Raw genomic sequence first — 26,444 nt, forward strand, 5'->3', positions numbered from 1 at the left:
AGCCGTAATTTGCGTTCGTTCAACATTTTAAGCGAAATTTTTCATGAAGTCCAATAATCGTGCTGTTGGTGGTAGTAACGTTAGTCCGACGCTCCCGTCAAGGTTTGTCTGCGTTTTCAAAATCAAAGTAAAACAATGATTGTATATACCGTCGCACAGATGTCGAATACTGTCCTGATCCGTTCGAAGGTTACACTTTCTCCTCTTCTTCAAGTGAAGTCCATGTTCTAATATCTATTCTATAAACTTTTACGCTCAGGAGCATTTCCTATTTTTAGTTCAATTGATGCATAAATTAGATGAATCGAATAAATCGATCAATTTGAGCAGAACAACGAACGCTTAATTACAACAAAATAGGCATACGATCTCCCATTTACCTCCTTAATTGAATTGTGGTCCATTATGTTCAAAAACAAACCGTCAAGTTAAACATTAACCATTTGACGTTACATTCAACAAATAATTGGGGTTTTCTTCAGGAGACCCACAGCAAAAAGCTGGCCCAGACATAAATTATCCAAGCAGCTTCTTTGAATTCAGCAAATTTAAAAGTTGAGGATGCGCATCAAGCCGTACTTTGACTAATCATATACTCTGCAAACGGCGTTAGGGAAAGATCTCTAACCTGCTCCAGTGTAAACCAGTCCGCGCCCAGCGAATCTTCACCATCGGGTTCTTTTTTGATATGATTCGGCTGACTGGCTGCGGTCAAAACAACATCATACAACATCCCGATATGGTGCAGCTCTTCCGGCTCACCTTGATGCACCCATTCCACAACCGTAGACTCCGCAGAACAAATCATTAATTGTAGATGGGTCAGGCCCGTCTCTTCTTCAATCTCACGATGAAGAGCGGCCTCTGGCTGCTCACCAAACTCCAGCCTTCCGCCTGGTAAATCCCATTGCCCCTGATATGCCCCGCGTGCCTTATGAATCAACAGGAATTTGTGCTCCCAAGTGACCAAACCATATACGCCAATATGTGTATGCCGATTCACTTAAGTACCCTTCCTTTCGTCTTCATCCTCGATAACAGCATCCAGATCTATGGCCATACGGATCATATCCACACAGCGGATACCATCCTCTATAATCTCTTCCTCATAATGTCTCACAAAGAAATCACGATCAACCCCGATAATGCGGAAACCGCAACGTTGGTATAACTTCAATTGATGAAAGCTGGAGTTGCCCGTCCCAATCTCGAGAATCCGGCAGCCCAATCTCCGTGCAGCTTCCATCGCTTCCTTAATCATGTGTTTGCCTACACCTTGTCCCTGCAGTTCTTCCTGTACGGCAATATTAACAATCTCCGCAGTCTCTGGGCGAGTCTTCAACAATACGAACTCACCAACCATCTCTCCTTCATACTCGGCAATAAAACAAACACCCCGACTCAGGTACTCATCCACAATTGCTTTTGAAGGATCAGCCATTAATAAAAGTTCGTAGGGTCTCTCTTCTTCCCAGTCCAAAATCCGGAACGACAATTTCATGCCAATCTCCACCTTTTCATCGTACAATATTCATTTACGTCCTGTTTGCAGAAGCCTATGTATGGCAAATCCACAAATATATCATTCTACATTTCGCCAAACTAGTTTACTCAATCTATTAATCACACACTATTACCCACACACTATTACCCACAGACTAGTCATCTCCTATAAAAATAGTAAACTTCATTATATCATAATATTTGGATATAAATATATAGATATGGATGATACATTATGAGGCATTATTTTATCCTAACCCAAGCTTAAATGCTCATGGATTAATTTCCATTCCCCATCAAACCCAGCAACAAATACATTCGTGGCCCGACCCTTGCCATAAGCCGGCTCTCCCTGATAAATTCCCTTCCAGTGGTAGGTATAAATACAAACGGCCTGATCTTTGCTAGTCGTAATCCACTTAACATCTTCAGCACGATACACTTCTTCCTTGACTGTCTTCCAAGCGTTCTCAAAATAAGCCCGAATTTCGTTAGGGGTAGTACAGGACGTTCCCGTAAACCAATATACAGCTTGTGGCGATAACCATTTACTGACTTCATCAAACTGATGTGTATTCGTCGCCGCAATGTATCCTTGCAAGGCATGCTGGTATCCCATGATTTTTCCTCCTTCTGACGTTTTAACTTTATCTGGTCCCACTCTGTTCAAGTACCGAATCGCTGTACACCATAAATGTCTCTTGCAGCGTACGTCCGGATGACTTCTCCCAGATCACGCTCCGCTCAAAAGTGCCTTTTTGGAAAAAACGCGGGAGACGTTCAGCAAACCAATCCTGCATAGGCAGCTCAAAAACCCGCTTCATAGGTACCCATAACAGTTCGCCTTCGGGCGGATCTTGCAATAACTGACCCTCGAATGAAGTCGCCAAATAGTTAAATACCATGTACCGCAATCCTTGTTCGGGATCACAGAACTCATCAAGCCCTTTATACGTAATCTCATTGACCGCTAGCCCCGTCTCCTCCAGAACCTCCCGCACGGCACCATCCACGATACTCTCCGGAAAGTCTACCTTCCCTCCAGGAGCGATGTATCCCGGAAATCCTTTGCGATCCGGCCGATTCATTAACAACACCTGATCATTCATTTTGTCCCATACCATACACATCGTTAATATCTCTATTCTAGTATCCATATTCGTCCTCCTGCTAACGTGCGCTTCTCTGCTGTACACTAACATTTCTGGGAATAACCTATGTTTTCCTTCTTTATTCCCACTCTGATTCATTGGTGTTTTCACCGGTCTCATACTATAGTCTATGATGATATATATGCATACGAAAGGCGGACGCCCTGTACACCTGTACATCAGAAGCCCGCCTGTTTTGTGATATTCTATGCTGCTCTTTCCTCAAACCTGGAGTTTCCTGTTCTCAGTTCAATTCCGTAATCAACACCCGGCGTTCCTTCCATTCAGCCCGGCGATAAGCCTGTTGCATACCAAATTTGCGGATACTTGCCTTTGGCACCGATTTATAAGGCAAAACGATCGTAAAGTCCTCATCAAACGGGAAAAAAGACAGGCCTACTTTTTCATTGGATAACCACTCTGCCTGAATCGGTTGTCTGGAACAGGCATCAAACGTACAACTGAGCCCTTCTGCAAAAAAATCATAACGCGCAGCAGGTGTTCCAGGTTCCTCCATACAGAGAAACAGACTGAGCTGATCACAGAAAAGCATGATCTCCACATTACTTTGCAACCTCTGTTTCAGTGCTTCAGCATCACCACCAAGCTGTTTCTCCCAATCCAGCTGACGTTCGTGTTCTTGCTGCAGATAATCTCGGATTTCATCATCATCCTGAGCATTGGCCCCCAGATTTTTCTGAAATAGCTCCGTGTACATCAAGCTACACAATAATCCGGCGTAGAGGTTTTTCTGACGAACTTCTTCAATCCCTTTATGGTAGAATACAAAACGCGGACGCAATGGAAAGTCACGAAACGAATACGGCGATTGACTGTAATCATTCCAGAACGGAGACGAATCCAGTTCAATCCAGCCACGGTCATGTTCCTTGGCCGCTAGAATCAATTCATCCCGATGCGCAGCATCGGCTAGTAATTCATTTTTCCAGTGGGAAGCCATCTCTCCGGCTACTAATCCATGCTCATGCTGTGCGGTCAAAACAAAATCATGCTCTCTCTCATATACGATCATGTGCTGTCACCCTTCCGCATGGTATACGTTGACTTTAACATAAATTGGGTTAAACTTTCCTATAAGTTGTTTTTCGCTCCATTTTGACGAAAGGCATTATGAAATGCACAATGTAAAGGTGTTGTCAGTTTCCTGAAATTTGATACACTAAAGATTGTGTCCACAATTATATTACATACAGAAAGCGGGATCTCATGAATTTATACTCTCCTTACATCGAGTTTAACCGCAAGGAATGGGCTGAACTTAAAGAACATCAGACCACTCTTCCACTGACGGAAGCCGAATTAGAACAGTTAAAGGGATTGAATGAAGAGGTATCCATTCAAGAAGTCGAAGATATATATTTGCCTCTTACCCACTTTATTGACCTATATGCAAGAGTTTCACGAGAGCTGAATCGACTGACGGCCTCCTTTATGAAAAAAGAAGCTCTCCCCACCCCCTACATCATTGGAATCGGGGGAAGTGTTGCCGTGGGCAAAAGTACAGCGGCCCGCTTACTACAGGCACTGCTCGCCAGAGGTAAGAATAGCCCGAAGGTTGACCTTGTCACAACCGACGGTTTCTTATATCCCAATGCGGTGCTGCAAGAGAAGGGCATCATGAACCGCAAGGGATTCCCGGAAAGCTATGATATCAAATCCCTGATTCAGTTCATGGGTGATGTGAAGTCAGGCAAACCCGAAGTGAAAGCACCCGTCTACTCTCACCTCGCCTACGATGTCATTCAAGGGGAAGAGAAGCAGATCTGTCAACCGGATATTCTCATTATTGAAGGCATCAATGTACTTCAGATCAAAAAGGAAACGCCTTTGCTGGTTAGTGATTTCTTCGATTTTTCCATCTACATTGATGCGGAAGAAGAGCATATACGACACTGGTACGTTGAGCGTTTCAAGCTGCTCCGCAATACAGCTTTCCAGAACACGGATTCCTTTTTCCATCAACGATTCGCCAATATCGATGAAGAAGAAACCGTGCGTACGGCCAACCAGATCTGGCGGGATATCAATGCCAAAAATCTGCATGAAAACATTTTGCCAACCAAAGGCCGTGCCAGACTGATTCTGAAAAAGGAAGCCGATCACTCCATTGGGCAGATTCAATTGCGTAAACTGTAGACAACACTCGTGCAGTACACTTTGATGTTATAACTAATTACCCTTAAAAGGAGAGAAAAACACATTGCAAACCCTGATTATACTCGGCAGTATTATGATGTTCCTGGCTGTTGCTTTGGGTGCTTTTGGCGCACACGCGCTCAAGCGCAAACTATCCGCTGACATGATCAAAATCTATGAAACCGGTGTTCAATATCACCTCATCCACGGACTAGGGATCATCCTGATCGGACTGCTGACAGACCGTCTCGAATCCTCTTCACTCGTCATGCTTGCCGGATGGCTGATGTTCGCCGGGATCATCCTGTTCTCTGGCAGCCTGTACGCTTTAAGTGTAACGGGTGTTCGCAAATTGGGAGCCATTACCCCACTTGGCGGAGTCGCATTTTTGGCTGGATGGGTTATGATCATGATTGCCGCATTGTAAATATGCCCCATGGATAAACAGTAAAAGAGTGTTCTGGCTGATATAATATCGCTGGAGCACTCTTTTACTGTTTAATCTGTCCAAATTCTCCGAATGGTGGACATCCCTGCATCCGGTCGTTGTCTCTCCAGCACATACACATCCGGGTTAGACAGTTTGGCCCACTCTTCATAACCAAAGGATGGTTCATACTCACGAATAAGCAGTGATAACAAGTTCCCATGTGTAACTACGGCTCCGTGCTGTTCCGGTCTGCTCCATAACTCTTCCAGTAGTGCCAGCCCCCTTGCAGCCGCGTTTCTCGAAGATTCCCCGCCTTCTTCCACCCAATCCAAATCATCATATGTACGTTTCAGTACGTCCATCCAGTTAGGCAGATCAAGAGAGCTAAGTATCCTCTCCTGGAGACGTTCATCCGTATGTATACGTTGCAGCGTTGCTATGCCCAGTGGCATAGCCGTCTGAACGGCCCTTTTCCATGGACTGGAGACAATATACGTTATGGAATGATGAGCCAAGATATCTGCAAGTTTTTCGGACTGCCTGATCCCTTCATCTGTAAGCTCTGCATGGGGTTCCTGCCCTGTGGCCTTGGCGTGACGGATAAGGTAAATGGACTGCATAGCAATCACCTCCTATGGTGTAACCTACATGGAGTTCTTCTCAAGATATTGGAGTGCACTGTACATCTTCTCCTGCTCTTCCGGTCGGCCTGATGAACTGAGGAAAGTGACTTGTTTCCCTGTTCTGTCTCCATGTTGAGCCACCAGTCCAAGCCGCTGCTTGAGATGGTTCACCGTACCTGTACTGCCATCAATAATCTGTATATGATCGGGCAGAACCGTGCGCAGAATGGACGTATAGAATGGATAATGCGTGCAACCAAGCACCACTGTGCCATACCCATGAAGATCGAGATCTGCCAGCTTGAAGCGGAAATAATCAGCGATTTTGCCCGGATCAAAATCCAGCTGTTCACACCATTCCACAAGTTCCGGCAGCGCAATGGAATCCACACTGTGGTGATCATCAACACGTGATACCAGTTCGTTATACTTGGTTTGGCTCAAGGTGAGGGCCGTGGCAAATACAAGCACTCTCTTCCCACTATCACGATTCATCTCCACGGCTGGTTTCACCGCAGGCTCCATGCCAATGATCGGGATATCGTACTTGGCGCGCAGATCCTTCACAGCCAGACTTGTTGCTGTATTACAAGCAATCACGATTGCTTGAACATCCTCCTGAACGATGGCTTCCACACAATCAAAAATATGTCCTCTAACCTGATCCGCAGACTTGGTTCCATACGGGACATGCAGGGTATCCGCGTAGTACAGAAATTTTTCTTCCGGAAACTGTTGTAATGCCTGATGCAAAACGGTTAAACCACCAATGCCTGAATCAAAAAAAGCAATTTTCTTATTCAAGGATTTCACCTCTATAATGTATTCTTTCGGGTTCCAAGAACCTCTCAATGCTGCTCATGCTGACTGGAGGTGAGGTTTGTACTTCCGGCTCATCACACACTAGGATGATGACCCATTATTCTACGTTCATTTTATACTGCCTGAGCCAGTCCTTGCCACTATGCCATGCCTCTACGGGGTTATGCTCTCCAAGAAGTTCAGTACTGGCCTGAGCCATGATCCATTCCTTAAGACCATTATCCGGACTGGATTCGAGCTGCTGCAGCAGGAAAAGCAGTCCGGCCTCCCCCGTATTCAAAATGTCGTCGTAAGCCTCACGGTTACCACCAATATAATCATTGGGATTACTGCTGGTCACGAGGACAGGGTCGCTAACCATCTGCTGCAACTTGCTTTCAATGGTTGCTGATAATGCTTGGTCTTCTGTCCGAGTCGAACATGCTACTACCGTCAAGGCTGTGCATACGGATAACAAACCCAGAATCAGTCTTCTGCGATTCACTGTGCCACTCCTTTCAACAATGAGTTAAGACAACAGATTCGGCTTTCATGCTCAAGCCCCCGGCCAACTACAGAACAAGTTCCCATTGTTCTTCGGTAAGCTCCTGACCTGACAACATCTGCTTGCGGACTTCCTTCACTTCAAAGCCCGCAGATTGATATAATCTACGCGCGCCGATCAAAGACTCATTCGTCCACAGGATCACGGATGTGTAGTCCTTTTCTTTTGCAAAAAGAACTGCCTGTTCGATAAGCTTCCCGCCCCATCCTGCACCACGCGCTTCCGGTTCGATCAAAAACCAGCGAAGTTGAGCCGTATTTTCATTCACCTGAGTAAGTCCTATGGAGCCAGAAGCTGTCTGATCTAACTCGGGCAATCCATAACATCTCCCTCGAATGATTGCCTTTAAGTCCAAATGAATTCACCGCGTTGGTGATAAATTCAGCAAAGCTATGATCATAATTATACTCGTTTCGATAGATTCGGATATGCGCTTCAATGACATACTGCAGATCCTTTTGTACGAAAATGCGGATCATCAGACATCACAGTCCTTCCTCAAATCTACAGTTGTGATACTGAAATCCACACCGAACTGAATTAATCCCAGTTTACGGGCAACTTGCTGTGAAGCGAGATTATCCCAAGATGTACTGTAGATTGGCATGCGTCCACGCTCCTTGACATAATACTGCCAGCACTTTACCGTCTCCGCTGCATATCCATGTCCTCTATGACCGGGTGCCGTATATAGACTCGCTTCCGCCCCATGATCGGAGAGTCTTGCGGAGCAGCACACTGCCACAGCAGAATCCCCAATAACATAAGCGGCAACAGGGCTTTTTTCATGCAAGTGGTCTGTTAATTCAGGGAAATGCTCTGCCAGCAAATAATGCTGCTCCTGACCAATCAACTGAACCTTATGATTCCACTCGTCAGATGACTCAGGAAAAGCATAGGCGGGTCCCATCCATACATGGTTAACTGGCTCAAAGGTTTCCACCTTTCGAATCAGTTTCGGAATATCCAACGGAAGCTCGCAATCCTTACCCAACTCATCCATTAGATTAGGCGGTAACTGCTCATGATAATAGATCAGTGAACCGGCAGAAGTCATGCCAATAAAAATGGCTGGAGCCTGCCCACCACCCGGCTCGTTAATGCTTAATAGACGCTGCTGCTCATTGATTGTATACAACGTGCTCACCTGTATTTTCAACATTTCCATAGACGACAGGTTGGATTTTGGAACCATAACTATGAAGTTAACCTTTGCAATAATCGTTTGCCTTCACTGCTTTTACCAGCTTCTTGCTGATCCAGAAAATCGGATAATTCACGTAAATCAGCCGGGCGATATCCAGCCCCGCACCCGCAATTATGATAGGTATAACCATGACGATACAGTATCATCACTTTGGTCCATTGTTTGGTATCATTTTGCTTGGGTGCCTGGAAATCCTGTCCCATGCTAACCATAGACGTGGCACATTGCGGGCATTTATATTCAAGTTGTGCCACCACCTCAGGGCTCAGGTCATGTCTGGAAACTTGTTTAAAAGATTTGCGACAAATGAAACAAACATAGATGTCTTTATATGGTCCTGACATGGCATATCTGCACATCGTCTGCACCCCCTTAATAATTTCCATTATACGGGATTTCGAACACACATACGAATGGATTATGCATATTTGCGAAAATTACACCGCTCCACTCATTGCCCTTGCACGGCAGCTTGTTCCCAGGCCTCACCAAGTTCCGCAATCGTTGCGTACCGCTGGGACCGATCAGCACTGACTGCACGTATCACAACCTGATACAATGCTTCTCCGGCATCCCATCTCTCATAGGAACGATCTTTCTCCCCGCCGAGCAACGCAAAAGCCGTTGCCCCCATGTTGAATACATTGGTAACCACATCTATGGGCGCGCCTAGCTCAAACTCTTCGGGAGACATAAAGCGGGAAGATCCCCACATACGCCCCATGGTATTGGTAAAAGAGCCCTTCCGATACAAGTCGATATCACAAATTTTCATAAAGTTTCTGTCAAAATCATAGATCAGACTGCCATCATACAGATCTACAGCCACATAACCTCTTCGTTCCACCTCGATATGAAAATCCAGAATCTCCTCCGTCGCCCGAATGCGTGTCTCCACTGGAAGCTGTCTGAACCGATAATAGGGCGAACGCGGATCTTCATACTTGGCCGGAGGTGGGAAATACCAATGGGAGTGCAGACACTCCCCATCCACCCAGTCGAAGACACAGGCATAGCCCTCATCCGTTGCAAAATGATCCGTTAGTCGAATCAACGTGTCATGCGCCAAATCTTCGTATACGGAAACAGATGATTTCAGATTACGAATGGCTTCCGGGGGACTTCCCGTATGATTCGCATGAATCGTATGTGCTCCCGCATATTTAACGAACAATCGCTTTCCATCCCTTTGCACAATACCAAAAGAGAGATTCCCTGAATCTTGCTGATCGAATACGCGAAAAACCTTACCCAAGGGCTGTAACCAATCGAAAGAATGAGACTCTTTTAAGACAAAGGAAACACCGTCGATCTCAAGTTCAATATGATCTGTCATAGAACCCCTCCTGCTGTGATATTTTCATTCAATGTTGAATGCTCCGTATAAAAGTAATTCATATGCGCCTCATCATATCCCTGACCATTGACTTCCAGTGCGTTACGCTCGATGCCATAAACTTCAAACCCATATCGCTCGTATAAACGTCGGGCTGATTCATTTGTTGTCACTACACTCAGATTAATCTGCTTGATACCTTCCAGATGTCTTCCCCGATCCAGCACTTCGCGGAGCAACCGTGAAGCCAGCCCACTCCCCCGATATGGCGGAGCAACATAGACGCCCCAGATCATGCCTTTGTGCCTGAGCTTTAGGCCGTACTCTCTTTTGAAACCCATCATTCCCGCCAAGGTTCCTTCTTCTGTGTATGCTCCCAGAATATAATCATCCGGTTCATTATGTATTCGCTCATGCACTTGACTCATGGGGAGTTGAATGGACAACTCAAACGAAGCCCCGAAGGCTTCAGGATGGGTTTTCAGTGCTTCCAGTCGCAAAGGCCAGTAAATGTCTGCTTCATCCCGCTGAATATTGCGAATGGTATAGGTCTCTTGCTTTCGGCCTTCATTCATTCTTCGACCACTCCCTGCAACTCATAAGGATAATCGATCTGAAGTTTTACATTCGCTGCCGCTTCCTGTCCTGCAAGCAACCCAACAACATAAATCCCCAGATCAATGGACGTGGCTACTCCACCAGCTGTAATTACATTTCCATCTTTTACAATCCGCTTCTGAATCACCGCGGTGACATACGGCTCAAGCAAATTATATGCATGTGGATGTGTTGTTGCTTTTTTACCGGATAAAAAACCAGCTGCACCCAGCAGCAGAGAGCCTGTACACACGGAAACCTTCAAAGGCACAGACTCAGCCTGTTTCAGCCAACCTACGAAGGCTTCGTCATATCGAAGCTTGCGCGTTCCCATGCCTCCAGGGATAAACACGAGATCATATTCCGACAGGTCAGGCTTCACTCGATCCACCTTCAACGTTAGACCAGACTCATCCGTGACCTGATCTGTCATGGCACAGGTTTCCCACGTCGTTCCTTTGGTAGGTTCAAAGAAATTCAACCGATTGATCACATCATAAAACCCTGCAAAATCAAGGAAAGTCAGTCCATCAAACAAAACGAATGCAATTTTCATTGGTAACCTCCGCGTTTTAATTTGGAGCATCCTGATTATGTTTCTGATTCCGATCATGTTCCATCGCTTCCTTCACCCGGTCACGCGCTGGCAGCTTGCTATTGATATGAAAGAGCAGACCCACAATCGCAAGAAGTAAAATAATGACGATGAATTCGAATATGGCTAACCCCTCCCATTCGCAAACTGTACAATTTTGGCTCCTGCCTAATCTCTATTTTAAACCACGGGCGATAATCCGCTCCAGCCACTTCCACGGTAGCAGTGCTTTACCTATGATGAGCATACGCGAACCTTTTCCGAGAGCATATCGAAGTCTTGGTGCACGCATCCGGGCAATTCGGCCAATCAGATCAGCTACCTCCTGTGGATCGGGTGCCGTCTCGCTCGCATATTTGGAATAACGAAGAACCGCATCCAGCTTATGCTTATATGGAGAGTTTTCGCTCCGGTGAATCTCACCCAAACCTTTATTCCAGATTGGCGTACGATAAGCGCCTGGTTCAACCAATACCACCCGAACGCCAAACGAAGACATCTCATGCCGCAGACTTTCGGTGAATCCCTCCACAGCGAATTTGGAGGCTGCATAGGGCGCATACCCCGGAAAACCGGACAAGCCACTTACGCTGGACAAGTTAATAATCAACCCCTGCTTCTGTTCACGCATTACAGGCAGGACCGCACGTGTCACGGCGATTAATCCAAATAGATTCGTTTCCATCTGGCGTCGCCAATCCTCCATCGATACTTCCTCAATGAACCCGCCAACCGCAAATCCTGCATTGTTCACCAGTATGTCGATGCGCCCATAATCCTGAACGACTTTGGTTATAGCTGCTTGCACCGATTCAGAATCCGTAACGTCCAGCTGCTCATACACCAAACGTTCTGTTATGCCTGCCTCTCCTGCAAGTCTGACCAACTCTTCTCTTCGATTCAGGTCGCGCATTGTGGCAACAACAAGGTATCCCTGCTTGGCAAGAGTAATGGCCGTTAACATACCGAAGCCACTGGATGTGCCTGTAATGAGAGCCACGGGATCATATGCACCGGATGTTGATATTCTTTTTTCCTTCGTTTCTTCATTTCTATGATTCTCTGTCTGCATCCGTTGCTGTCCATCTCCTATCTTGTATGTCACCACTGTCATTCAGCCACCTGCTCTCCCGCAATATTTTCTCACCAGCTCAATCAAGCTGTCTCTCCACCCTGCGTAGCTTGGTGACCCCTGGTTTGAACGCATACGGAACGAACCTCACCTCTGGCAAAGTACAATCCATCCTGTCTGCCAACTTGTTCAATTCCTGCAACACATCAGCCTTTACTTGCCCCAGTGCTGCATTTCCACCAAGTACTAGCGACACTTCCATCGTCCCGTCCTCTTGCTGCACCACACGATAATGTTCAATCTCTGGCGATCCCGCTATGACAGAACGGGTGACGAAATCCGGAAAGATCGGTACCGCCTCACCCGTATGTAGTTGTGTAAAATAAAGTGTGTCATCACAGCGGCCTTCAATCCGCTCAATGGTGGTAAACGGGGAACCACAGGCACATGGCAGCGCCGCCTCGGTCAGAATATCATTCAGCCGATACCGGATGATCGGCTGTGATGTTCTGGAGAAGTCTGTGATAATGGGCACGAACCGTCGGGTGGAGGGATCAATGAACTCTTTTTCAATATGCACGATGTCTTCATTCAAATGCAGCGTGCCATAACGACAGGTCGCACCCAGGAACCCTTCTGTACACTGATAGACTTGATGAACGGTCTGTCCGAAGACCTGCTCCAGCACCTTGCGATCCAGGGGGTCCAGCACCTCGCCAACAGAGATGATTTTATCCGGTACAGCAGTCAGGTGGCCTGCCACATAGGCGTCCGCCAACAGACGCAGCATGGATGGAGGAGCCACCCACACGGTAGGTTGGTAGGTTTCTAACCGCTTCACCAAATTCTCCACACGCTCCAGCAGATCAAAGTACTGAAACTGCAACTTGCCGCGCTGCACCGATTCATACAGATTACTGTTGGCCCGCAGGAAAAACGCAATCTTGGCAGGTTTCCACAGTCCACCAGGCAGCAACTTGGCCAGCACCGTACCCGTCCACGCATCCTGCTCCCGATCACTCACCAGAAATATCCCCCGGTTCCCTGACGTGCCCGAAGACAGTCCAACCGTCACGCCTTGAATGGAGGGTTTGAAGTCACGCGTTTCTTCACTTTCACCTGCTAGAGCCAACGCTTCATCTTTGGTAATGCCTACCGTATTCAGTGTATCAAAGTTCTCCATCATGATTGATTTGTCAATCAACGGAAAGCTTCTCCAGTTGGATACGTCCACGCCACCCCACCACTTTCGGTAAAACGGTGATCGGGCACGGATCTGATGGACATGCCGAATAATCCGGCGCTCTTGCCAGCGCTCCAGTTGTTCTCGCGTTTTCCATGTTCGCAGCCCGCGTGCAAGCGCATAATGTACCACAATACGAAGGGTATTGCTCATCGTTTCAGCCCTCCTGTACCCCAAGCGTCCAGTACCTCTCGGCAGTGACTCGGCACAATCCGAATGTGGGGAAACTGCTGATGCAGCTGGACAAGCTTGTCAAAGTTACGGTGGTATTCCTGTCGATCAGACATAATGATACCCGCGAGCGCATGAGGTCTGCGCTGTTCACGAAAAGCCCGACTCGACCACACCGCGTCCGCGCACAGGAAATAATCATGTTCTTCTGTACGCAACAGAAGTCCCATCATGCCTTCCGCATGACCGGATACATCCACCCCCAGCAGGCTGCCATCGCCAAAGATATCGTAGACTTCATCAAAAGGGAACTCCTCCCCCGCTCTCGTCCACCGCTCAGGCTGACGCGTAACTGGCAATGATCTGGCCGCAAAATCCTCAGGCAGCAGCCCGGACAGATAACCTGCCTTCACAGCCGCAATTGGACCAAGTGAGCGCACAGCATCATAAGCCCTTGGCAGATAGATGAATTGTGCCTCCGGGAAATCTCGTACACCCGCGATGTGATCGCCGTGAAAATGAGAGAGGATGATATACCGGATATCCGAAGCTTTCAGCCCAATTCGAGCCAAAAAATGAACGGCACTATCCTCTTCACGATAGACCACCGGTGTAATATGACGATACAGTGCATTGGGCAGATGAGCCGTTTCCTTGAAAAAGCGGGAGCTATATCCCGTATCCAGCAGGATCGGTCCATGTACGGGATGAATGATGCAGGCAAAACCTGCCGGGAAAGGCACCGATCTCAACCGACCACCGCGCAGCGTCAGAAACTCTGGATGTGTACAGTAACCTGCCGCACCCAGATATAGTTCTACCGGAGTTGTCGTCAGCATGATTCAGCCCTCCACCAGTCTGCAAATTGTTGTAAACCCTCTTTAATAGACACCCGAGGGACGTATCCCAATTGCTCCCGTGCATCCGTAATATCCAACGTCTGCGGGATGGACAACGAGCCGACTGTATACCGTGTCAGCGCGGGTTCACCCAACCGAGGAATATAGCCATGGACTCGCTCCAGCAACGCTGCCACACCATATGCCATCCGATAAGGAATGTTAAGGCGACGCAGCGGCATATCCAGCATGCCAAACAGGCTGCTTACCAACTCATTAAACGCCCTTGGATCGCCATTGGAGATATTGTAGGCTCTGCCGAGTGCTGTGGCACCAACATCACGGCACAACAACAACGCGTCCACCACATTATCCACACATGTCAGATCGATGAATGCCTGTCCCCCGCCAATCATCGGCACGCCTGATTTCGCGTTGGCCGCGACAATTCTGGGAAACAACGTCTGGTCATATGGACCAAAGATGGCTCGCGGTCGAATCATGATCGACGGAAGTCCCTTCGCATGCCCCTCCATCACAACCTGCTCCGCAAGAAGCTTCGTGGCTGCGTAATGATTGGCTGGTTTGGATGGCAACGGGTCATTCTCATGTACGTTAAATCGCGGTATGTAGTTAAAATAGATACTTGGAGTCGAGACATGTATGAATCGCTGTACATCATTTTTCAGGCAGCCATCCATGAGTTTCTGTGTCCCTTCCACATTACTGCTATAAAAGTCCCTATACTTGCCCCATGGTGAGGACAGCGCCGCACAGTGAAAGGCCACATCCTGCCCCGTACACGCTTCATTTACTGCCGCCTCATCCCGTATATCTCCGTTCAGAAATCGGATTCCTGCCGACTCAAGTTCTGCACCAACCTTGGGCTGTCGGCCCATGCCCGTGACTTCCCATCCTTCTTTTGCAAGTCGTATCGCGAGATGCCTGCCCAGACATCCCGTAGCTCCTGTAACCAATGCTCTGTTCATTGTTGTTCACCGTTCCATTCTATGTCGTGAGTCAAAGCTTCAGTCAACGAGAATTTCTGTGATCTTGCCAGACGCCAGGCGGACAGCACCACTGCAAATTGTTCAAATAAAGGCTGGATATCCTTACGCATATAGACCACATCCCGGGCTCCACGCCAGGCAGCTACCCATGCCCGGAACTTTTCTTTGCCGAAGATCTGCTGCAGCCCGCTTCCCAACATGGGAAGCAAGAGCATGGCTTTACTGCCCCGTGCGGGCGTGATCATCCTTCCTTCCTTGACCAACGTCTCCGGTTCAGTTAGTGCACGCACCAAGTCATCTCCGGGGTGAAACAGATGAATCCCACTCGTTGCCCTCGGATTACACTCAATCGCGTATACTTGCCCATCCTGACCTTCTATAAAATCAAACCCAATCTGTCCACTAAAACCTGTTGCCTGCACAAATTGTCTCACCCATGCAAGGGCACCCTCATGTTCCACCTGTTCAAAAAACACACTGGCCCCCACGCTTCCTGTGCGGTAGCGGCTGTCGTAAGTGGCGTGCGCAACCAGTTGCCCTTCGTGGGCTATGCTGTATGTACATAACATCTGACCAGGAATGTAGGCCTGTGCAACCCAAGGCGAAGCAGGGGATAATTCTCCTTCTTCCGGAGGATTGTTACGTAAATGTCGATGCTTCTTTTTGCTTGTGTGTCCTTCCTGGGCAGTCCCTGCCCCAGCGTCATCGATCAAACGTGTGGGCATGCGAACTTTGGCTGCGAAGCGGGAATACACCGGTTTCCAAACCCAATCTCCTGCTTCTCCCAGAACAGACTGAACTTCCATCCATTCCTGCTGATTGTTGATCAAGCGCGTATCGGGAACGGGAAGACCGAGTGAACCTGCAAGCCGGATAAAATCGTATTTATGGTGCAGCTCATGTAATTGCTCCATAGTTGTAACCAGAACACGACAATATGCACGCAGTCTATCTGCCCCTTGAGCAACATAGAAGACTTCTTCACACATGGGGATCAGCAGGTCAATCTGCCAATCCTGTACCAACCGTTCCAGTTCCGCCAGATAATTACGTGTGTCATGACGCGGCGATGGAACCACAGCGCACTGTTTCACTGCACGGGATGATCTGGTCAGATGCCGTACGGCGCTCTCCGCAACATAGACCCGATGGCCTGCCCGATGAAGCATACGTGCCAGATCGAGCGTCACGGGAGCCCTTCCGCCTGTAAGCAGCACACGAAGAGAAGCAGCTGTACGATGTCCGGTTTCCCCAGATCTAGTAGTCAAAAATGAGTCCTCCCAATGATAATCCGGCAGCCGTGCCAATCATCAACACCCGATCTCCCCGCTGAATCCGCTGTTGTCTAATCGCTTCATGCAGACCCATCGGGATCGATGCCGCAATTGTATTGCCGTGATTTCGTGTGATGTCCATAAACCGATCTTCAGCAATGCCTAGCTTTTTGCGGATCAGTCTCATCGCCATGGCACTCCCCTGGTGGGGAATCACCAATTGGAAATCCTCCATCCGATTCCCGGTAGCCTGCAACATACCACCAATGAATCCGGGTAAAAGTCTGGAAGCCATGCGGAAGATGGCCTGTCCATCCATATGAAATAGGTAAGGTTCAGGCTGATCTGCATTATAATTCGAAGCATGCAGCCGTGTACCGCCACCTGCTATCTCCGAGAAGCGAGCACCTCGGCTGTAGGTTTGAAGGGAAGCATGTACAATCTGTGAGGATGACCCTTCAGGCGAACGCTCAATAATAACGGCGGCTGCTCCATCTCCGAACAGGGCCGCACTCTCTTTATCCGACCAATTTAGTCCCGCTGAGGCAATCTCGGTGGCTACGAGCAGTACTCGCCGGTAACGTCCGGCATCTACCATATAGGAGATCACATCCAGTCCGTTCAGGAAACTCAGGCAGGTTGCATCCATATCAAAAGCAGGTACGCCCGAATCTTGCTGCCCCATGGCCTGCTGGATAAACACCGCCGTACTTGGCAACGGTTGTTCCTTCGTGCCACTGGTACACACCAGACAGTCGATATCACTGAATTGTAATCCTGCATCCGCCAGTGCAGCTTCCGCAGCCCGCGCACCCATGAAAGAGGAGGTTTCTTCACCCGAAGCATAATGTCGCACACCTACGCCTGTGGCTTTGCTAACCCAGCCCGCAGGCACGCCCAAGCGGCGATCCAGTTCCTCATCGGTGACTTTCTGTTCAGGCAGGTACTTCCCTGTTCCTGCGATCCTTACTCTTCTAAGTTGCATTTCCCCAACCTCTTTCTGTTCGTCTGACTGATTTAAATGAAATTTACACACTACCTCAAATGGCGAAACGCCATGAAGTAAATCTTAAAATATATAATAAAGGGCAGATGCCTCTGCCCTTCCTGTTGTGTTTTCTTTTTTATGAAGTGTCATTTCTTCTTATTCAAAATCTCGGCAAGAGCGGTATCTAACGTTCCATATGTGAAAGTGAAGCCTTCCCTCTCCAGTCGTTCGGGAATGACCCATCGACTTTTGAGAACCAATTCCGTCTCGGTCTGAATGAAGCGTGCGCCCAGTTCAAGCATCCAGCGAGGAGAAGGCAGCCCGATCCGAACGCCCATCTGTTCTCTCAGACGTGCCATGAGCTCCCGATTTGTAACCGGATGCGGAGAGGACGCATTGAACACACCATTTAAGTGCGGATGCTCTTGCAAATAGATCACCATGCGGAACAGATCCTCGATATGAATCCAGCTGAATTGCTGTGTTCCTGCCCCTTGAGATCCTCCCAGGCCAAAACGGACCAGGTTCGTCATGGGCACCATCACGCCGCCCTCGCCCAGCACAATCGCAATTCGCAGTGCAATTTGACGTGTAGATGGCAAACTGAATTCAAAGAAAGCCTGTTCCCAAGCTTTGGCAACGTCGACCGAGAAGCCAGAGCCAATCTCGCCCTCTTTTTCCGTCATGGGACGATCTTCAGCATGTCTGTATATGGTCGCCGTACTCGAATTAATCCATAGTTCGGGAGGATGATTACAAGCCAGGACGGCATCGCCGAGAATACGTGTTGTACGCGTTCTGGATTCCAGAATGACTTTGCGATTCTCATCCGTATAACGGCAGTTCACCGATTTACCTGCCAGGTTAATCAGCATCTCTGCTTCTTCCAGTGCCTCTATGATCCCTGTACGATCCTCCCAGGCAATATGACCGGGCTGACGCGAGATAATCAGCACCTCATAACCCAGCTTCCTGAACCTTTGGGCAAAATCCTGTCCAACAAAACCCGTTCCACCAGCCAATACAACCTTTTTCACGATATCCCCTCATTTCCCATACTGGGTAAAGATTTCGCAAGAAATAGATCAACCTGTTTCTATACGTGCAAAATACAGATATTAGATTAAACACCGCTGGTGGCCCGTTGGTTTGATTTAATTCGCACCGAGCGCCGTGTACAAGCGATTCCGCTCTTCGATAGCCCATGTGTTTGCAGGGTTTTGTTGCAGTTGATATCGGAGTTCATCATAAAAGTCATGGATCATGAATCCGTCCGGCAAAGTCCCAAGCATGGCTGTAAAATTGTAATCGGGCAGTGTTCTTTTTCCTTCACTGATCTGTTTCAGCCAGTCCATCCACTTCGCAAGAGTAAGCACTTCCTCCTGCCATAACTCAGCCTGTAACCCAAGCACATCTTGAAGTTGTTCGTACGCCAATGGATCGGCGAAGGCGCGGCAGGCCTGAACAGCCAGTGCATACAATTCAGTCACAGCAAGGCGTACCTCATGCTCATGCTCAAGTTCAACCTCCAATCCTCCCAGATAGTCCTGAACCTGAATGCTCTGTCCATCATCATATAGTAGCGGGGCTTGGGCCAACAGGCGTACAATCTCTTCCATCTCTTGCATTGAAACTCGCTTCTGCTCATAGAGAGCAGGTAATTGATATGCTGTAATGATCATTCACTCCTACATCGTTCTTCTATTAATGACCTATATTATAACATGGTTTGGCAATCATCTATCAGGATAACTTGACTATCCACTACAAGTTGTAGTAGTTTATACGTACTACGTAGTGTAGTAATACGCTCGTTATGGACGCATAACGATGTTAAGGAGTGTTCACTGTGAACCAGATTCAAAAATTATCCGAAACAGAAATGGAGTTAATGGTCGTTATATGGTCATGCGATCCACCCGTCACCTCGACAGAGCTTTTAGACATATTCGCTGAGAAAGGGAAAGCGTGGAAAGCGCAGACCATGTCTACCTTTCTGTCCAGATTGGTGGATAAAGGCGCTCTTACCGTGACGAGGCGTGGAAGAATCAATGATTATAAGCCTCTCCTACAACCAGATGACTACAAACTACAGGAAACACAGCACGTGCTTGATGGACTTTATCAAGGTTCAGTTAAGAATTTGGTTTCGGCCATGTATGACGGTGATAAGCTTTCAGACGATGACATTTCAGAACTGAAAAAATGGCTTTCGGAAAAGTAGGTGCAGATCATGAACATCTTTTTTGAAATTCTGTGCAGCCTGACCGTGGCTGGAAGTATCGTTGCTATATGTATGTTGGCACTGCGACTCATACCTGTATCTGTTTTTCCGACCAAGTGGCTCTACAGACTCGGTAAAATGGCTCTCTTGTTCTATCTGCTCCCGGTATCTCTTGGCCTTTCATGGCTTTTGGGTTTTGCATTCCCTCCTACATCAACTGTACCGAGTATGGAGCATGCAACATCTACAAGCTTACTTGCAGGGACATTTATCTCGGCACAAATCATCTCTGTAAGCACAGCCTGGTTCCTGTTATGCATATGGAGCATTGGCGTCATCGGTTTTTCTGCATGGCAGGTGTACTGTTATCGGAGATTTTTGAATGAACTATCACGCACACGTACACCAGTTCTCTATGATAGTGAAGCCGCTATACAGCTGCCATTAATCAAAGAGGCTTTGGGGCTCCAACGCAATATCACGCTTGCTCACAGCACGGCAGTACGGAGCCCTATACTGGTCGGCTTGTTTAAACCAACAATATATCTTCCACCCGAAAATACGGTAAAGATGGACATCAAGATGGTGATTCATCATGAGCTAGTACATCTGAAACATCAAGATCTGTGGGTCAAGGCTCTGACCTTGGGGGTTAGTGCCCTGCACTGGTTCAATCCCCTGATTCATATGATTCGCCGGGACATTCATACCTGGAGCGAATTAGCCTGTGATGAAGATGTGGTGAAAGAGATGTCCCACGAAGAACGAAGACGATATGGTGAGACAATTTTAAATGTGATGGCGGGAACCAAGAAAATGCCTGCTCAATTTTGTTCGTCCCTATCGGGTGAAGGCAAACAATTAAAAAGGAGATTGATGAACATGTTTAATGTGAAGAAACTGAACAAGAAACACTGGATGTTAAGTATGGGGGCCCTATTGCTTATTACAGGAGTAAGTACATCTACCGCAGTATGGGCATCAAACCATACGGTTAAAGTAGAGGCCAAGGCTACTGAAGCCGTGCCTGTTCCTTCCGTATCTGAAACTCCTGAAATCGCAGCTTCTCCATCTAAATCCGGAATTTCTGAAGCTGTAACTGCTCCCGCTGCTTCCGAAACGCCTGAAATCGTGGCTCTCCCTGAGGATGAAGTTTCAGAAAATGTACCAGCTCCTTCGACTACTGAACCTTCTGAAGCTCAAGTTGTAGAATCAGCCACAGTTCCTTCTCCTGCTGGATCTTCTGAGATGGTAGCCCTCCCTTCCGAGGCCGCAACCGTTCCTTCTCCTGCCTCATCTTCTGAAATGGTAGCTCTCCCTGGGGATAAGGTTTCAGTAACTGTACCTGCTCCTTCAGAAAAATAACCTATTGTTAAGGAGTAATAACCATCCTTATATGCAAACAGGACGAAGCATAGATCATAGATCTCCGCTTCGTCCTGTTTCCGTTTTTCTGTCATGTGCATTAGATAAACGTTTTGATCGTAGCAAAATATTCACGGATCATGTTGACCGGCTTCAAATATCCCGGTGACGGGGCCGATATGCCGTATTCTGCCGCGTACCCGTTCTTGGCAGCGATATATTTGGAACGGAACATATGATAGTCACTGGTGACAATCATGATCTCAGGGTGCTCCAATCCGGATTCATGAATGATTTTTTTGGAAAAGGCCAGATTCTCCTGTGTACTCGTCGAGCGATCTTCCATAATGACTTGGGCGGGGTTAATTCCCTGTTTAATCAGATAGTTTTTCATGGCAAGCGCTTCGGGAATCGATTCTCCGGGTCCCTGTCCACCCGATACAATGACCGGCGTCTGAGGGTGACTTCGAATGTAATCCAGACTGGCATCTAACCTTTGCTTGAGGGTCAATGACAATTCCGTTCCCCGAATGCCTGAACCCAGAATAATGACATAGTCCGCTTCTTCCGGATCATTCGCACCAAGCTGTGTGAATACAAGTGCTTCAATAATGACAAAGGAGACGGCAACCACGCCAAATCCGGTAAGGATAATCCTTTTCAGAATAACATGCTTCTGATAGTCAATCCGTCTTAGCACGATAAAAGCCACCGTGATCATTCCGAAAAACATGACCGCAAACCTTTGGCCCCAAAAGACCAGAAAAGCTACAAAACATGCCAACAGGACAAGATCAATGATCAGTCCATTTTTCTGTAAGAACTTTTTCATCAATTCCGTAGACACTCCTTCTTGTACCTGCACTTCCGCAAATCACTTATCTTTCAGTCTGTTATTATCGTTAGTTTGGGCCACTGTTGTTGCCAGCACTTCTTCTGTACGCGTTGATTATAATAATCAGCATCCGTGAAGAACGGGCTTCGACGAACCATTAACGCATACAGATCATACAGACCATGAGGAGCGCAGATGTTAACCCGATCTTCTTCATCCAACTGTACGCCTATGGCAGTCACAATCTCTGGCCAATAGCGAAGAGCATCTTCAGTAGAAAGATAAGGATCTGTGCCATTGCGCAGATGCATTCTGGCCTGATTTTTGACAGACCACTTGGCATTGCCTGTCAACTCACGAAGCTGACACTCCAACTGTATGTCTCGTTCCTCTCGCAGATCTTGCGCATCGTAATAGACAACATCAATATCACTATGCAGCTCTCGAACAGCATATCCATGAAGAACATCCCAGATATAATTGCGAATATATCCTGCACCTATGTAACATTGTGGCAGATGGAGACCTCGGACTCTCCGCAGGTCATGCATTAATTGCTCGTGCTCCGCAATTGCCCGGATGAATTTCTCCTCATGCAACAAGTGATCCTTCTCCTTACTCCCGATGCTTTACTCACTCCCTCAATCTATTCTACCTGCTTACTGTGCCTCCATCCAATATATCATGTTTGGGTGTCTCCGATAAAATGAACAAATCCCCTCAGGCGGTCACCCTAAGTGTCATCTGAACAGATGCATCTTAAGGTCATTCACCTGAGGGGATTGCATGAAGAAATCTGATTCATTTTTTTAAGTCAGCCCCACATCCCAATCAGTAAAATGCCGGCAAAAATAACGATGGAACAGAGAATACGCTTTTTCCCCTGCTGTTCTTTCAGCAGCAAAATACCAAGGAATGCGGCAAATATCGTGCCTACTTCCCGGAGGGGACCCAATCTTGCCATCGGTGCCTGCTGTAACGCAAACAGAAACAACAGGTACGAGCCCGGATTCAGTAACGCGCCAAGCATAATGGTCGATCGATTCACCTTCCACTCCTGACGCAATTGACGAGAAGCCAGCAACGCAGGCGTTAATCCGGCGACAAAACCAATGTTGGTCACTTCAAGTAATGATAAGGGTGAGATATGTTCCAGATTCAGTTTATCCACGAACACGTAACTGGTTGTACATAAACCCACACATAAAGCCATAAGAACGGGCTTCAGTCCCGTTCTACGCGAGCCCATCGTAACATCTCTGCTTCCGACGCCACTGAGCACCGTAAATCCGCCCAGCATACACGCAATGCCGATCCAGCCGTACAAGGATAAGGTTTCCCCAAGAAAAGTAACTCCAATTAGAGGCACCAATAAGGTGCTCGTTCCCCGCATAATCGGATAGATCTGAGATAGGTCGCCGAGTTCGTAGGTCTGAGACAACAACCAAGAGTACAACGCCTGCAAGCCCATAGACAGAATTAACAGCGCATAGGCTGCAATGGATAAGGGTTCACGTGCCAACTCCATAATAAGTACAGGAAGCAATATAACTGTCGGAATCATCATAATGGACCACAAAAACACACTTTTGTTCAGACTGCGCTTGGTAAACATGCTCCAGACGGCATGAGCCATCCCGGAAGCCAGTACCAGCATTGTAGGTAAAATCATAATCAAAACGTTCCTCTCTACTCCATTACTCTTTTATATAATCTATTGTGCTGAAGCGCTCTCAGGTTGATGTTCTGGCTGTTCCTTCACGACAGAGCCGTCTTCCAGACGAAGCCATGTATCAAAGCTGCGTTGTCCCGCCTTCAACTGAATGACACGTCCTCCGCGCAGCATGCCTTCCCTTCCATATGTACTGTGCCCACTCGAACGCCCGTAGGAGAGACGAATGCCGTGGTAATTCCCGTGAAAATCATTCACATGATCATGTCCGCAAAAGGTTCCCATCACATCGCCCATCTCCAGCAGTGCAGAGAACAGCCCCGAGTTCACTTGGGCAGAACAGACAGGCTCGTACTTGCTGCCATAACAGATCTGCGTGTCCCACATGGACTGGTATTCAGGAATCGGGATATGGAAAAACGCCAAGGCGGGTAGCTTATCCCCGCGGCTGCGGCCGGGATTGACGCGTATGGATTCAGACATCAGCCACTGGATCTGATTGGGCTGAATCCAGTCATAGCCGGGAATAGACTCAACTGTGGAATAACTCCCTGAATCGAGGAAGTATAACACTGCAGCCGGACTCCCATCCGAATCGGCTACCTCCAGCGTGTAATTGCTCATACCTGCAATCTCGCTTGGACCAGGCTCTGTCACGTTATACTCATGTTCCTGAATGACATCCATTAATCCATTGGGAGTAATTCGATTTTCCGTATCGTGATTGCCGTACACAAATGCCCACGGAATGCCACACTCTTCCACAACTGCTACGGCCTCGCGGAAAGCCTGCTCCGGATGCTCACATGCCTTTTTCCCCTGATCCACCGGCCCCGTATAGATCACATCCCCTGTAAACACAACCAGATCGGGTTGTTCCGCCTGAACAACGGTATTCATTAACTGCCGGGTTCTGATATCCTCAGGACGACCGTCTTTCCAGTGCAGATCTGTAAACTGCACGATTTTAAACGTTCCATTTTTTTGAAAAGTCAGCTGTCGCTTCACTCTTTTGACCCCCTCATTAGTAGTAAGTAAAAATACATGTTATATAATTCTGATCTCGTTACACTCTGTATGTTGTTTCTTGTGATATTATGTTGTTTTATATGATCTTATCTTCACATGATAGTACTGTCAATACATCATTAACTTCATCATCACATCTCTGTCCCATGTTCTTGGATAACAAAATAATCAAGATTTTAGATGGTGCAGATTTATTTTATTTAAAGTAAACTTTCGGCAAATTGACAAGCTTTGCTTGACCTTTTAAACTATATAAATCAACATAAATCCACAAGACTACACGAATTATAAATTTAAAATACATATGTATACGCAATACAGGAGGTTCGACAACGTATGTCTCTAACGTATGAGGAGCGCAAAAATACTATTCTTACCCGTCTGGCTACCCAAGGAAAAGTTCAGGTTCAGGCTTTGGCAGATCTGTTTCAGGTATCTACAGAAACCATACGGCGTGATCTGGATCGACTTGAAAAGGAAGGCGAATTGCGTAAAGTCTATGGCGGAGCTGTTCGTGTACGTTCAGGAATGATCGAAGCCCCTTTTCAAAAGCGTGCGCAGCTTCAGATGAATGAGAAACAGCGCATCGGCCTAGCAGCTGCCGCTCTGATTGAAGATGGTGAAACCGTGATGTTGGACAATGGCACAACAACACTGGAGATCATGCGTCAACTAAGAAATCGTTCACAGGTGACTGTCATCACCAACTCAGTTCCAATCCTCACCTGTGCGCTGGAAGGTTTTGCAGGTAAAATCATTTTTGCCGGAGGTGAAATCAATTCAGCGGTACAAGCTTCCACGGGGCCAGTCACACATGAATTGCTGAGTCAGTTCAAAGTAAACAAAGCATTCATCTCTGCCGGCGGTGTTTCGTTAATGGATGGTGTAACGGACTATTTACTGGAAGAAGCACTTGTTTCCCGCAGAATGATGGAACGAGCAGAAGAGTCCATTTTGGTAGCCGATCACACCAAATTTGGTCGATCCACGTTTGCACAGATCTCCCCCATGAATCACGTATCAATGGTCATTACAGACTCCGGATGTTCGACAGAATGGGTAGAGGCCCTGCATCAAATGGAGATTGAAACGGTTCACACGATTTGACAGTGTGAGCCATTTTTTATACCTTTATAAGGTATAATGATCGTTCTATCTTATTTTAAAGGAGGACATGCCTGATTATGAGCAGCAAAAAAGAAATGCTTTTGAACGTGGCTGAAGAATTGTTCTATCTGCACGGCTTCCATTCCATTGGCTTGAAACGAATTATAACGGATGCCGGGATCGCCATCATGACGTTATACAATCACTTTGAGTCCAAGGATGATCTTATTGTCCAGGTGCTCCTGCGACGCGAACAGCGTTATTTGGAACAGCTTCGGCAATATGCTGACAATAAAGCACAACCCATGTTCCTCAATTTGGCTGAAGGACATGCAAAATGGCTGAAGGAGCACGAATCAAGAGGGTGCTTATTTTTACGCGCCAAGGAAGAATTTGGAGGTCATGCAGATCATATCATCGTCCAGACTGTCAATGCGCATAAAAGACATATGCGAACTTTAATTCATACATTGGCGCCTGCTGCGAGTGAACGTGATCTATTGAGATTCTCCATATTGCTGGAGGGTTCCACCGCACTCGCTGAGACAGAAAATGTAAATGACGTCTGCCGTGAACTGATCCATATGACGCTAACCAGTTTCAAGTAAGACCATTCCGGGTGAGTTAGTAGTTCAACTCACTTTTTTATT

At 47.3% G+C, this 26,444-nt stretch carries 32 protein-coding genes; 6 read left to right on the forward strand and 26 right to left on the reverse strand.

Annotated features, from left to right (window positions below; translation table 11 throughout):
- Positions 1-568 precede the first annotated feature (568 nt).
- The 5 genes from FE296_RS09585 to FE296_RS09605 all read right to left on the reverse strand — a co-directional run bounded on the left by FE296_RS09585 (position 569) and on the right by FE296_RS09605 (position 3,687).
- Entirely contained in the window at positions 569-1,003 is a 435-nt protein-coding gene (locus FE296_RS09585; protein ID WP_124113674.1) for an NUDIX domain-containing protein, read from the reverse strand.
- Entirely contained in the window at positions 1,004-1,501 is a 498-nt protein-coding gene (locus tag FE296_RS09590; RefSeq protein ID WP_091014876.1) for a GNAT family N-acetyltransferase, read from the reverse strand.
- A gap of 255 nt (positions 1,502-1,756) precedes the next feature.
- Positions 1,757-2,122, reverse strand: a complete 366-nt coding sequence (locus FE296_RS09595) for a YybH family protein (protein ID WP_150364830.1) — start codon at positions 2,120-2,122, stop codon at positions 1,757-1,759.
- Positions 2,123-2,150: 28 nt separating this feature from the next.
- A complete protein-coding gene (locus FE296_RS09600) occupies positions 2,151-2,660 on the reverse strand; it encodes an 8-oxo-dGTP diphosphatase (protein ID WP_150364831.1) in 510 nt (169 codons plus the stop codon).
- Between the two features lie 238 nt (positions 2,661-2,898).
- Positions 2,899-3,687, reverse strand: coding sequence for a DUF3891 family protein (locus tag FE296_RS09605; RefSeq protein WP_150364832.1), 789 nt, complete (start codon positions 3,685-3,687; stop codon positions 2,899-2,901).
- Positions 3,688-3,881: 194 nt separating this feature from the next.
- Here FE296_RS09605 and coaA point away from each other — a divergent pair, with 194 nt between their 5' ends.
- Together coaA and FE296_RS09615 are read left to right on the forward strand one after the other, a co-directional pair.
- On the forward strand, positions 3,882-4,811 hold the full coding sequence (gene coaA, locus FE296_RS09610) for a type I pantothenate kinase (RefSeq protein ID WP_150364833.1): 930 nt from the start codon (positions 3,882-3,884) through the stop codon (positions 4,809-4,811).
- Between the two features lie 64 nt (positions 4,812-4,875).
- Positions 4,876-5,238, forward strand: coding sequence for a DUF423 domain-containing protein (locus FE296_RS09615; RefSeq protein WP_124113670.1), 363 nt, complete (start codon positions 4,876-4,878; stop codon positions 5,236-5,238).
- A 71-nt stretch (positions 5,239-5,309) separates the two neighbouring features.
- Here the strand turns inward: FE296_RS09615 and FE296_RS09620 are convergent, their stop codons facing one another.
- The 17 genes from FE296_RS09620 to FE296_RS09700 all read right to left on the reverse strand — a co-directional run bounded on the left by FE296_RS09620 (position 5,310) and on the right by FE296_RS09700 (position 19,244).
- On the reverse strand, positions 5,310-5,861 hold the full coding sequence (locus FE296_RS09620; RefSeq protein WP_150364834.1) for a histidine phosphatase family protein: 552 nt from the start codon (positions 5,859-5,861) through the stop codon (positions 5,310-5,312).
- A 24-nt stretch (positions 5,862-5,885) separates the two neighbouring features.
- Positions 5,886-6,668, reverse strand: coding sequence for a glutamate racemase (murI, locus tag FE296_RS09625; protein WP_150364835.1), 783 nt, complete (start codon positions 6,666-6,668; stop codon positions 5,886-5,888).
- 115 nt (positions 6,669-6,783) lie between these two features.
- On the reverse strand, positions 6,784-7,170 hold the full coding sequence (locus FE296_RS09630; protein WP_124113667.1) for a hypothetical protein: 387 nt from the start codon (positions 7,168-7,170) through the stop codon (positions 6,784-6,786).
- A gap of 67 nt (positions 7,171-7,237) precedes the next feature.
- The gene (locus FE296_RS09635; RefSeq protein ID WP_167483519.1) at positions 7,238-7,546 is read right to left on the reverse strand and encodes a GNAT family N-acetyltransferase; all 309 of its coding nucleotides are present in this window, start codon (positions 7,544-7,546) and stop codon (positions 7,238-7,240) included.
- Between the two features lie 162 nt (positions 7,547-7,708).
- Positions 7,709-8,425, reverse strand: a complete 717-nt coding sequence (locus FE296_RS09640) for a GNAT family N-acetyltransferase (protein ID WP_150364836.1) — start codon at positions 8,423-8,425, stop codon at positions 7,709-7,711.
- Positions 8,426-8,427: 2 nt separating this feature from the next.
- On the reverse strand, positions 8,428-8,781 hold the full coding sequence (locus FE296_RS09645; protein WP_317889407.1) for a hypothetical protein: 354 nt from the start codon (positions 8,779-8,781) through the stop codon (positions 8,428-8,430).
- Between the two features lie 107 nt (positions 8,782-8,888).
- Positions 8,889-9,773, reverse strand: coding sequence for a serine/threonine-protein kinase (locus FE296_RS09650; RefSeq protein WP_150364838.1), 885 nt, complete (start codon positions 9,771-9,773; stop codon positions 8,889-8,891).
- Entirely contained in the window at positions 9,770-10,348 is a 579-nt protein-coding gene (locus FE296_RS09655) for a GNAT family N-acetyltransferase (protein WP_150364839.1), read from the reverse strand. Before FE296_RS09655 ends, FE296_RS09650 begins: the two co-directional genes overlap by 4 nt.
- On the reverse strand, positions 10,345-10,926 hold the full coding sequence (locus FE296_RS09660; RefSeq protein WP_150364840.1) for a DJ-1/PfpI family protein: 582 nt from the start codon (positions 10,924-10,926) through the stop codon (positions 10,345-10,347). Before FE296_RS09660 ends, FE296_RS09655 begins: the two co-directional genes overlap by 4 nt.
- A 214-nt stretch (positions 10,927-11,140) precedes the next feature.
- Entirely contained in the window at positions 11,141-12,037 is an 897-nt protein-coding gene (locus FE296_RS09665) for an SDR family oxidoreductase (protein ID WP_411860573.1), read from the reverse strand.
- A gap of 79 nt (positions 12,038-12,116) precedes the next feature.
- Complete coding sequence (locus FE296_RS09670; protein WP_150364841.1) at positions 12,117-13,433, reverse strand: F390 synthetase-related protein; 1,317 nt, start codon at positions 13,431-13,433, stop codon at positions 12,117-12,119.
- The gene (locus tag FE296_RS09675) at positions 13,430-14,290 is read right to left on the reverse strand and encodes an MBL fold metallo-hydrolase (RefSeq protein ID WP_150364842.1); all 861 of its coding nucleotides are present in this window, start codon (positions 14,288-14,290) and stop codon (positions 13,430-13,432) included. The genes FE296_RS09670 and FE296_RS09675 overlap by 4 nt, the downstream gene beginning before the upstream one ends.
- Positions 14,284-15,279, reverse strand: a complete 996-nt coding sequence (locus tag FE296_RS09680; RefSeq protein ID WP_124113659.1) for an NAD-dependent epimerase/dehydratase family protein — start codon at positions 15,277-15,279, stop codon at positions 14,284-14,286. Before FE296_RS09680 ends, FE296_RS09675 begins: the two co-directional genes overlap by 7 nt.
- Positions 15,276-16,568 carry an ATP-grasp domain-containing protein gene (locus tag FE296_RS09685; protein ID WP_223868829.1) on the reverse strand — a complete coding sequence of 431 codons (1,293 nt, stop codon included), beginning with the start codon at positions 16,566-16,568 and terminating at the stop codon, positions 15,276-15,278. The genes FE296_RS09680 and FE296_RS09685 overlap by 4 nt, the downstream gene beginning before the upstream one ends.
- Positions 16,558-17,559, reverse strand: a complete 1,002-nt coding sequence (locus tag FE296_RS09690; protein WP_150364843.1) for a beta-ketoacyl-ACP synthase III — start codon at positions 17,557-17,559, stop codon at positions 16,558-16,560. The genes FE296_RS09685 and FE296_RS09690 overlap by 11 nt, the downstream gene beginning before the upstream one ends.
- A gap of 149 nt (positions 17,560-17,708) precedes the next feature.
- A complete protein-coding gene (locus FE296_RS09695; RefSeq protein WP_150364844.1) occupies positions 17,709-18,602 on the reverse strand; it encodes a TIGR01777 family oxidoreductase in 894 nt (297 codons plus the stop codon).
- A 114-nt stretch (positions 18,603-18,716) separates the two neighbouring features.
- The gene (locus FE296_RS09700; RefSeq protein ID WP_124113656.1) at positions 18,717-19,244 is read right to left on the reverse strand and encodes a hypothetical protein; all 528 of its coding nucleotides are present in this window, start codon (positions 19,242-19,244) and stop codon (positions 18,717-18,719) included.
- Positions 19,245-19,411: 167 nt separating this feature from the next.
- Here FE296_RS09700 and FE296_RS09705 point away from each other — a divergent pair, with 167 nt between their 5' ends.
- Together FE296_RS09705 and FE296_RS09710 are read left to right on the forward strand one after the other, a co-directional pair.
- Positions 19,412-19,786, forward strand: a complete 375-nt coding sequence (locus FE296_RS09705; protein WP_124113655.1) for a BlaI/MecI/CopY family transcriptional regulator — start codon at positions 19,412-19,414, stop codon at positions 19,784-19,786.
- A gap of 9 nt (positions 19,787-19,795) precedes the next feature.
- Entirely contained in the window at positions 19,796-21,151 is a 1,356-nt protein-coding gene (locus FE296_RS09710) for a M56 family metallopeptidase (RefSeq protein ID WP_223868830.1), read from the forward strand.
- 100 nt (positions 21,152-21,251) lie between these two features.
- Here FE296_RS09710 and FE296_RS09715 read toward each other — a convergent pair whose 3' ends face one another.
- The 4 genes from FE296_RS09715 to FE296_RS09730 all read right to left on the reverse strand — a co-directional run bounded on the left by FE296_RS09715 (position 21,252) and on the right by FE296_RS09730 (position 24,666).
- Positions 21,252-21,983, reverse strand: a complete 732-nt coding sequence (locus FE296_RS09715; protein WP_223868831.1) for a YdcF family protein — start codon at positions 21,981-21,983, stop codon at positions 21,252-21,254.
- Positions 21,984-22,036: 53 nt separating this feature from the next.
- On the reverse strand, positions 22,037-22,588 hold the full coding sequence (locus FE296_RS09720; RefSeq protein ID WP_317889408.1) for a nucleotidyltransferase family protein: 552 nt from the start codon (positions 22,586-22,588) through the stop codon (positions 22,037-22,039).
- A 212-nt stretch (positions 22,589-22,800) separates the two neighbouring features.
- Positions 22,801-23,658, reverse strand: a complete 858-nt coding sequence (locus tag FE296_RS09725) for a DMT family transporter (protein WP_223868832.1) — start codon at positions 23,656-23,658, stop codon at positions 22,801-22,803.
- Between the two features lie 42 nt (positions 23,659-23,700).
- Positions 23,701-24,666: a metallophosphoesterase family protein gene (locus FE296_RS09730; protein WP_124113652.1), complete on the reverse strand. Its 966-nt coding sequence runs from the start codon at positions 24,664-24,666 to the stop codon at positions 23,701-23,703.
- A gap of 357 nt (positions 24,667-25,023) precedes the next feature.
- Here FE296_RS09730 and FE296_RS09735 point away from each other — a divergent pair, with 357 nt between their 5' ends.
- Together FE296_RS09735 and FE296_RS09740 are read left to right on the forward strand one after the other, a co-directional pair.
- Positions 25,024-25,794, forward strand: coding sequence for a DeoR/GlpR family DNA-binding transcription regulator (locus tag FE296_RS09735; RefSeq protein WP_150364847.1), 771 nt, complete (start codon positions 25,024-25,026; stop codon positions 25,792-25,794).
- A gap of 77 nt (positions 25,795-25,871) precedes the next feature.
- Positions 25,872-26,402, forward strand: coding sequence for a TetR/AcrR family transcriptional regulator (locus FE296_RS09740; RefSeq protein ID WP_124113650.1), 531 nt, complete (start codon positions 25,872-25,874; stop codon positions 26,400-26,402).
- Positions 26,403-26,444: the final 42 nt, after the last annotated feature.

Source organism: Paenibacillus sp. UASWS1643, assembly GCF_008693195.1.
Taxonomy (GTDB): domain Bacteria; phylum Bacillota; class Bacilli; order Paenibacillales; family Paenibacillaceae; genus Paenibacillus; species Paenibacillus amylolyticus_B.

Coding starts and splice junctions, on each gene's coding strand:
- FE296_RS09665 (WP_411860573.1), bottom strand. CDS start 12,037: ATGCAGACAGAGAATCATAGAAATGAAGAAACGAAGGAAAAAAGAATA.
- FE296_RS09640 (WP_150364836.1), bottom strand. CDS start 8,425: ATGGTTCCAAAATCCAACCTGTCGTCTATGGAAATGTTGAAAATACAG.
- FE296_RS09680 (WP_124113659.1), bottom strand. CDS start 15,279: ATGAACAGAGCATTGGTTACAGGAGCTACGGGATGTCTGGGCAGGCAT.
- FE296_RS09600 (WP_150364831.1), bottom strand. CDS start 2,660: ATGGATACTAGAATAGAGATATTAACGATGTGTATGGTATGGGACAAA.
- FE296_RS09700 (WP_124113656.1), bottom strand. CDS start 19,244: ATGATCATTACAGCATATCAATTACCTGCTCTCTATGAGCAGAAGCGA.
- FE296_RS09740 (WP_124113650.1), top strand. CDS start 25,872: ATGAGCAGCAAAAAAGAAATGCTTTTGAACGTGGCTGAAGAATTGTTC.
- FE296_RS09605 (WP_150364832.1), bottom strand. CDS start 3,687: ATGATCGTATATGAGAGAGAGCATGATTTTGTTTTGACCGCACAGCAT.
- coaA (WP_150364833.1), top strand. CDS start 3,882: ATGAATTTATACTCTCCTTACATCGAGTTTAACCGCAAGGAATGGGCT.
- FE296_RS09590 (WP_091014876.1), bottom strand. CDS start 1,501: ATGAAATTGTCGTTCCGGATTTTGGACTGGGAAGAAGAGAGACCCTAC.
- FE296_RS09620 (WP_150364834.1), bottom strand. CDS start 5,861: ATGCAGTCCATTTACCTTATCCGTCACGCCAAGGCCACAGGGCAGGAA.
- FE296_RS09735 (WP_150364847.1), top strand. CDS start 25,024: ATGTCTCTAACGTATGAGGAGCGCAAAAATACTATTCTTACCCGTCTG.
- FE296_RS09670 (WP_150364841.1), bottom strand. CDS start 13,433: ATGAGCAATACCCTTCGTATTGTGGTACATTATGCGCTTGCACGCGGG.
- FE296_RS09650 (WP_150364838.1), bottom strand. CDS start 9,773: ATGACAGATCATATTGAACTTGAGATCGACGGTGTTTCCTTTGTCTTA.
- FE296_RS09655 (WP_150364839.1), bottom strand. CDS start 10,348: ATGAATGAAGGCCGAAAGCAAGAGACCTATACCATTCGCAATATTCAG.
- FE296_RS09710 (WP_223868830.1), top strand. CDS start 19,796: ATGAACATCTTTTTTGAAATTCTGTGCAGCCTGACCGTGGCTGGAAGT.
- FE296_RS09660 (WP_150364840.1), bottom strand. CDS start 10,926: ATGAAAATTGCATTCGTTTTGTTTGATGGACTGACTTTCCTTGATTTT.
- FE296_RS09690 (WP_150364843.1), bottom strand. CDS start 17,559: ATGCAACTTAGAAGAGTAAGGATCGCAGGAACAGGGAAGTACCTGCCT.
- FE296_RS09645 (WP_317889407.1), bottom strand. CDS start 8,781: ATGTCAGGACCATATAAAGACATCTATGTTTGTTTCATTTGTCGCAAA.
- FE296_RS09675 (WP_150364842.1), bottom strand. CDS start 14,290: ATGCTGACGACAACTCCGGTAGAACTATATCTGGGTGCGGCAGGTTAC.
- FE296_RS09725 (WP_223868832.1), bottom strand. CDS start 23,658: ATGATTTTACCTACAATGCTGGTACTGGCTTCCGGGATGGCTCATGCC.
- FE296_RS09715 (WP_223868831.1), bottom strand. CDS start 21,983: ATGAAAAAGTTCTTACAGAAAAATGGACTGATCATTGATCTTGTCCTG.
- FE296_RS09595 (WP_150364830.1), bottom strand. CDS start 2,122: ATGGGATACCAGCATGCCTTGCAAGGATACATTGCGGCGACGAATACA.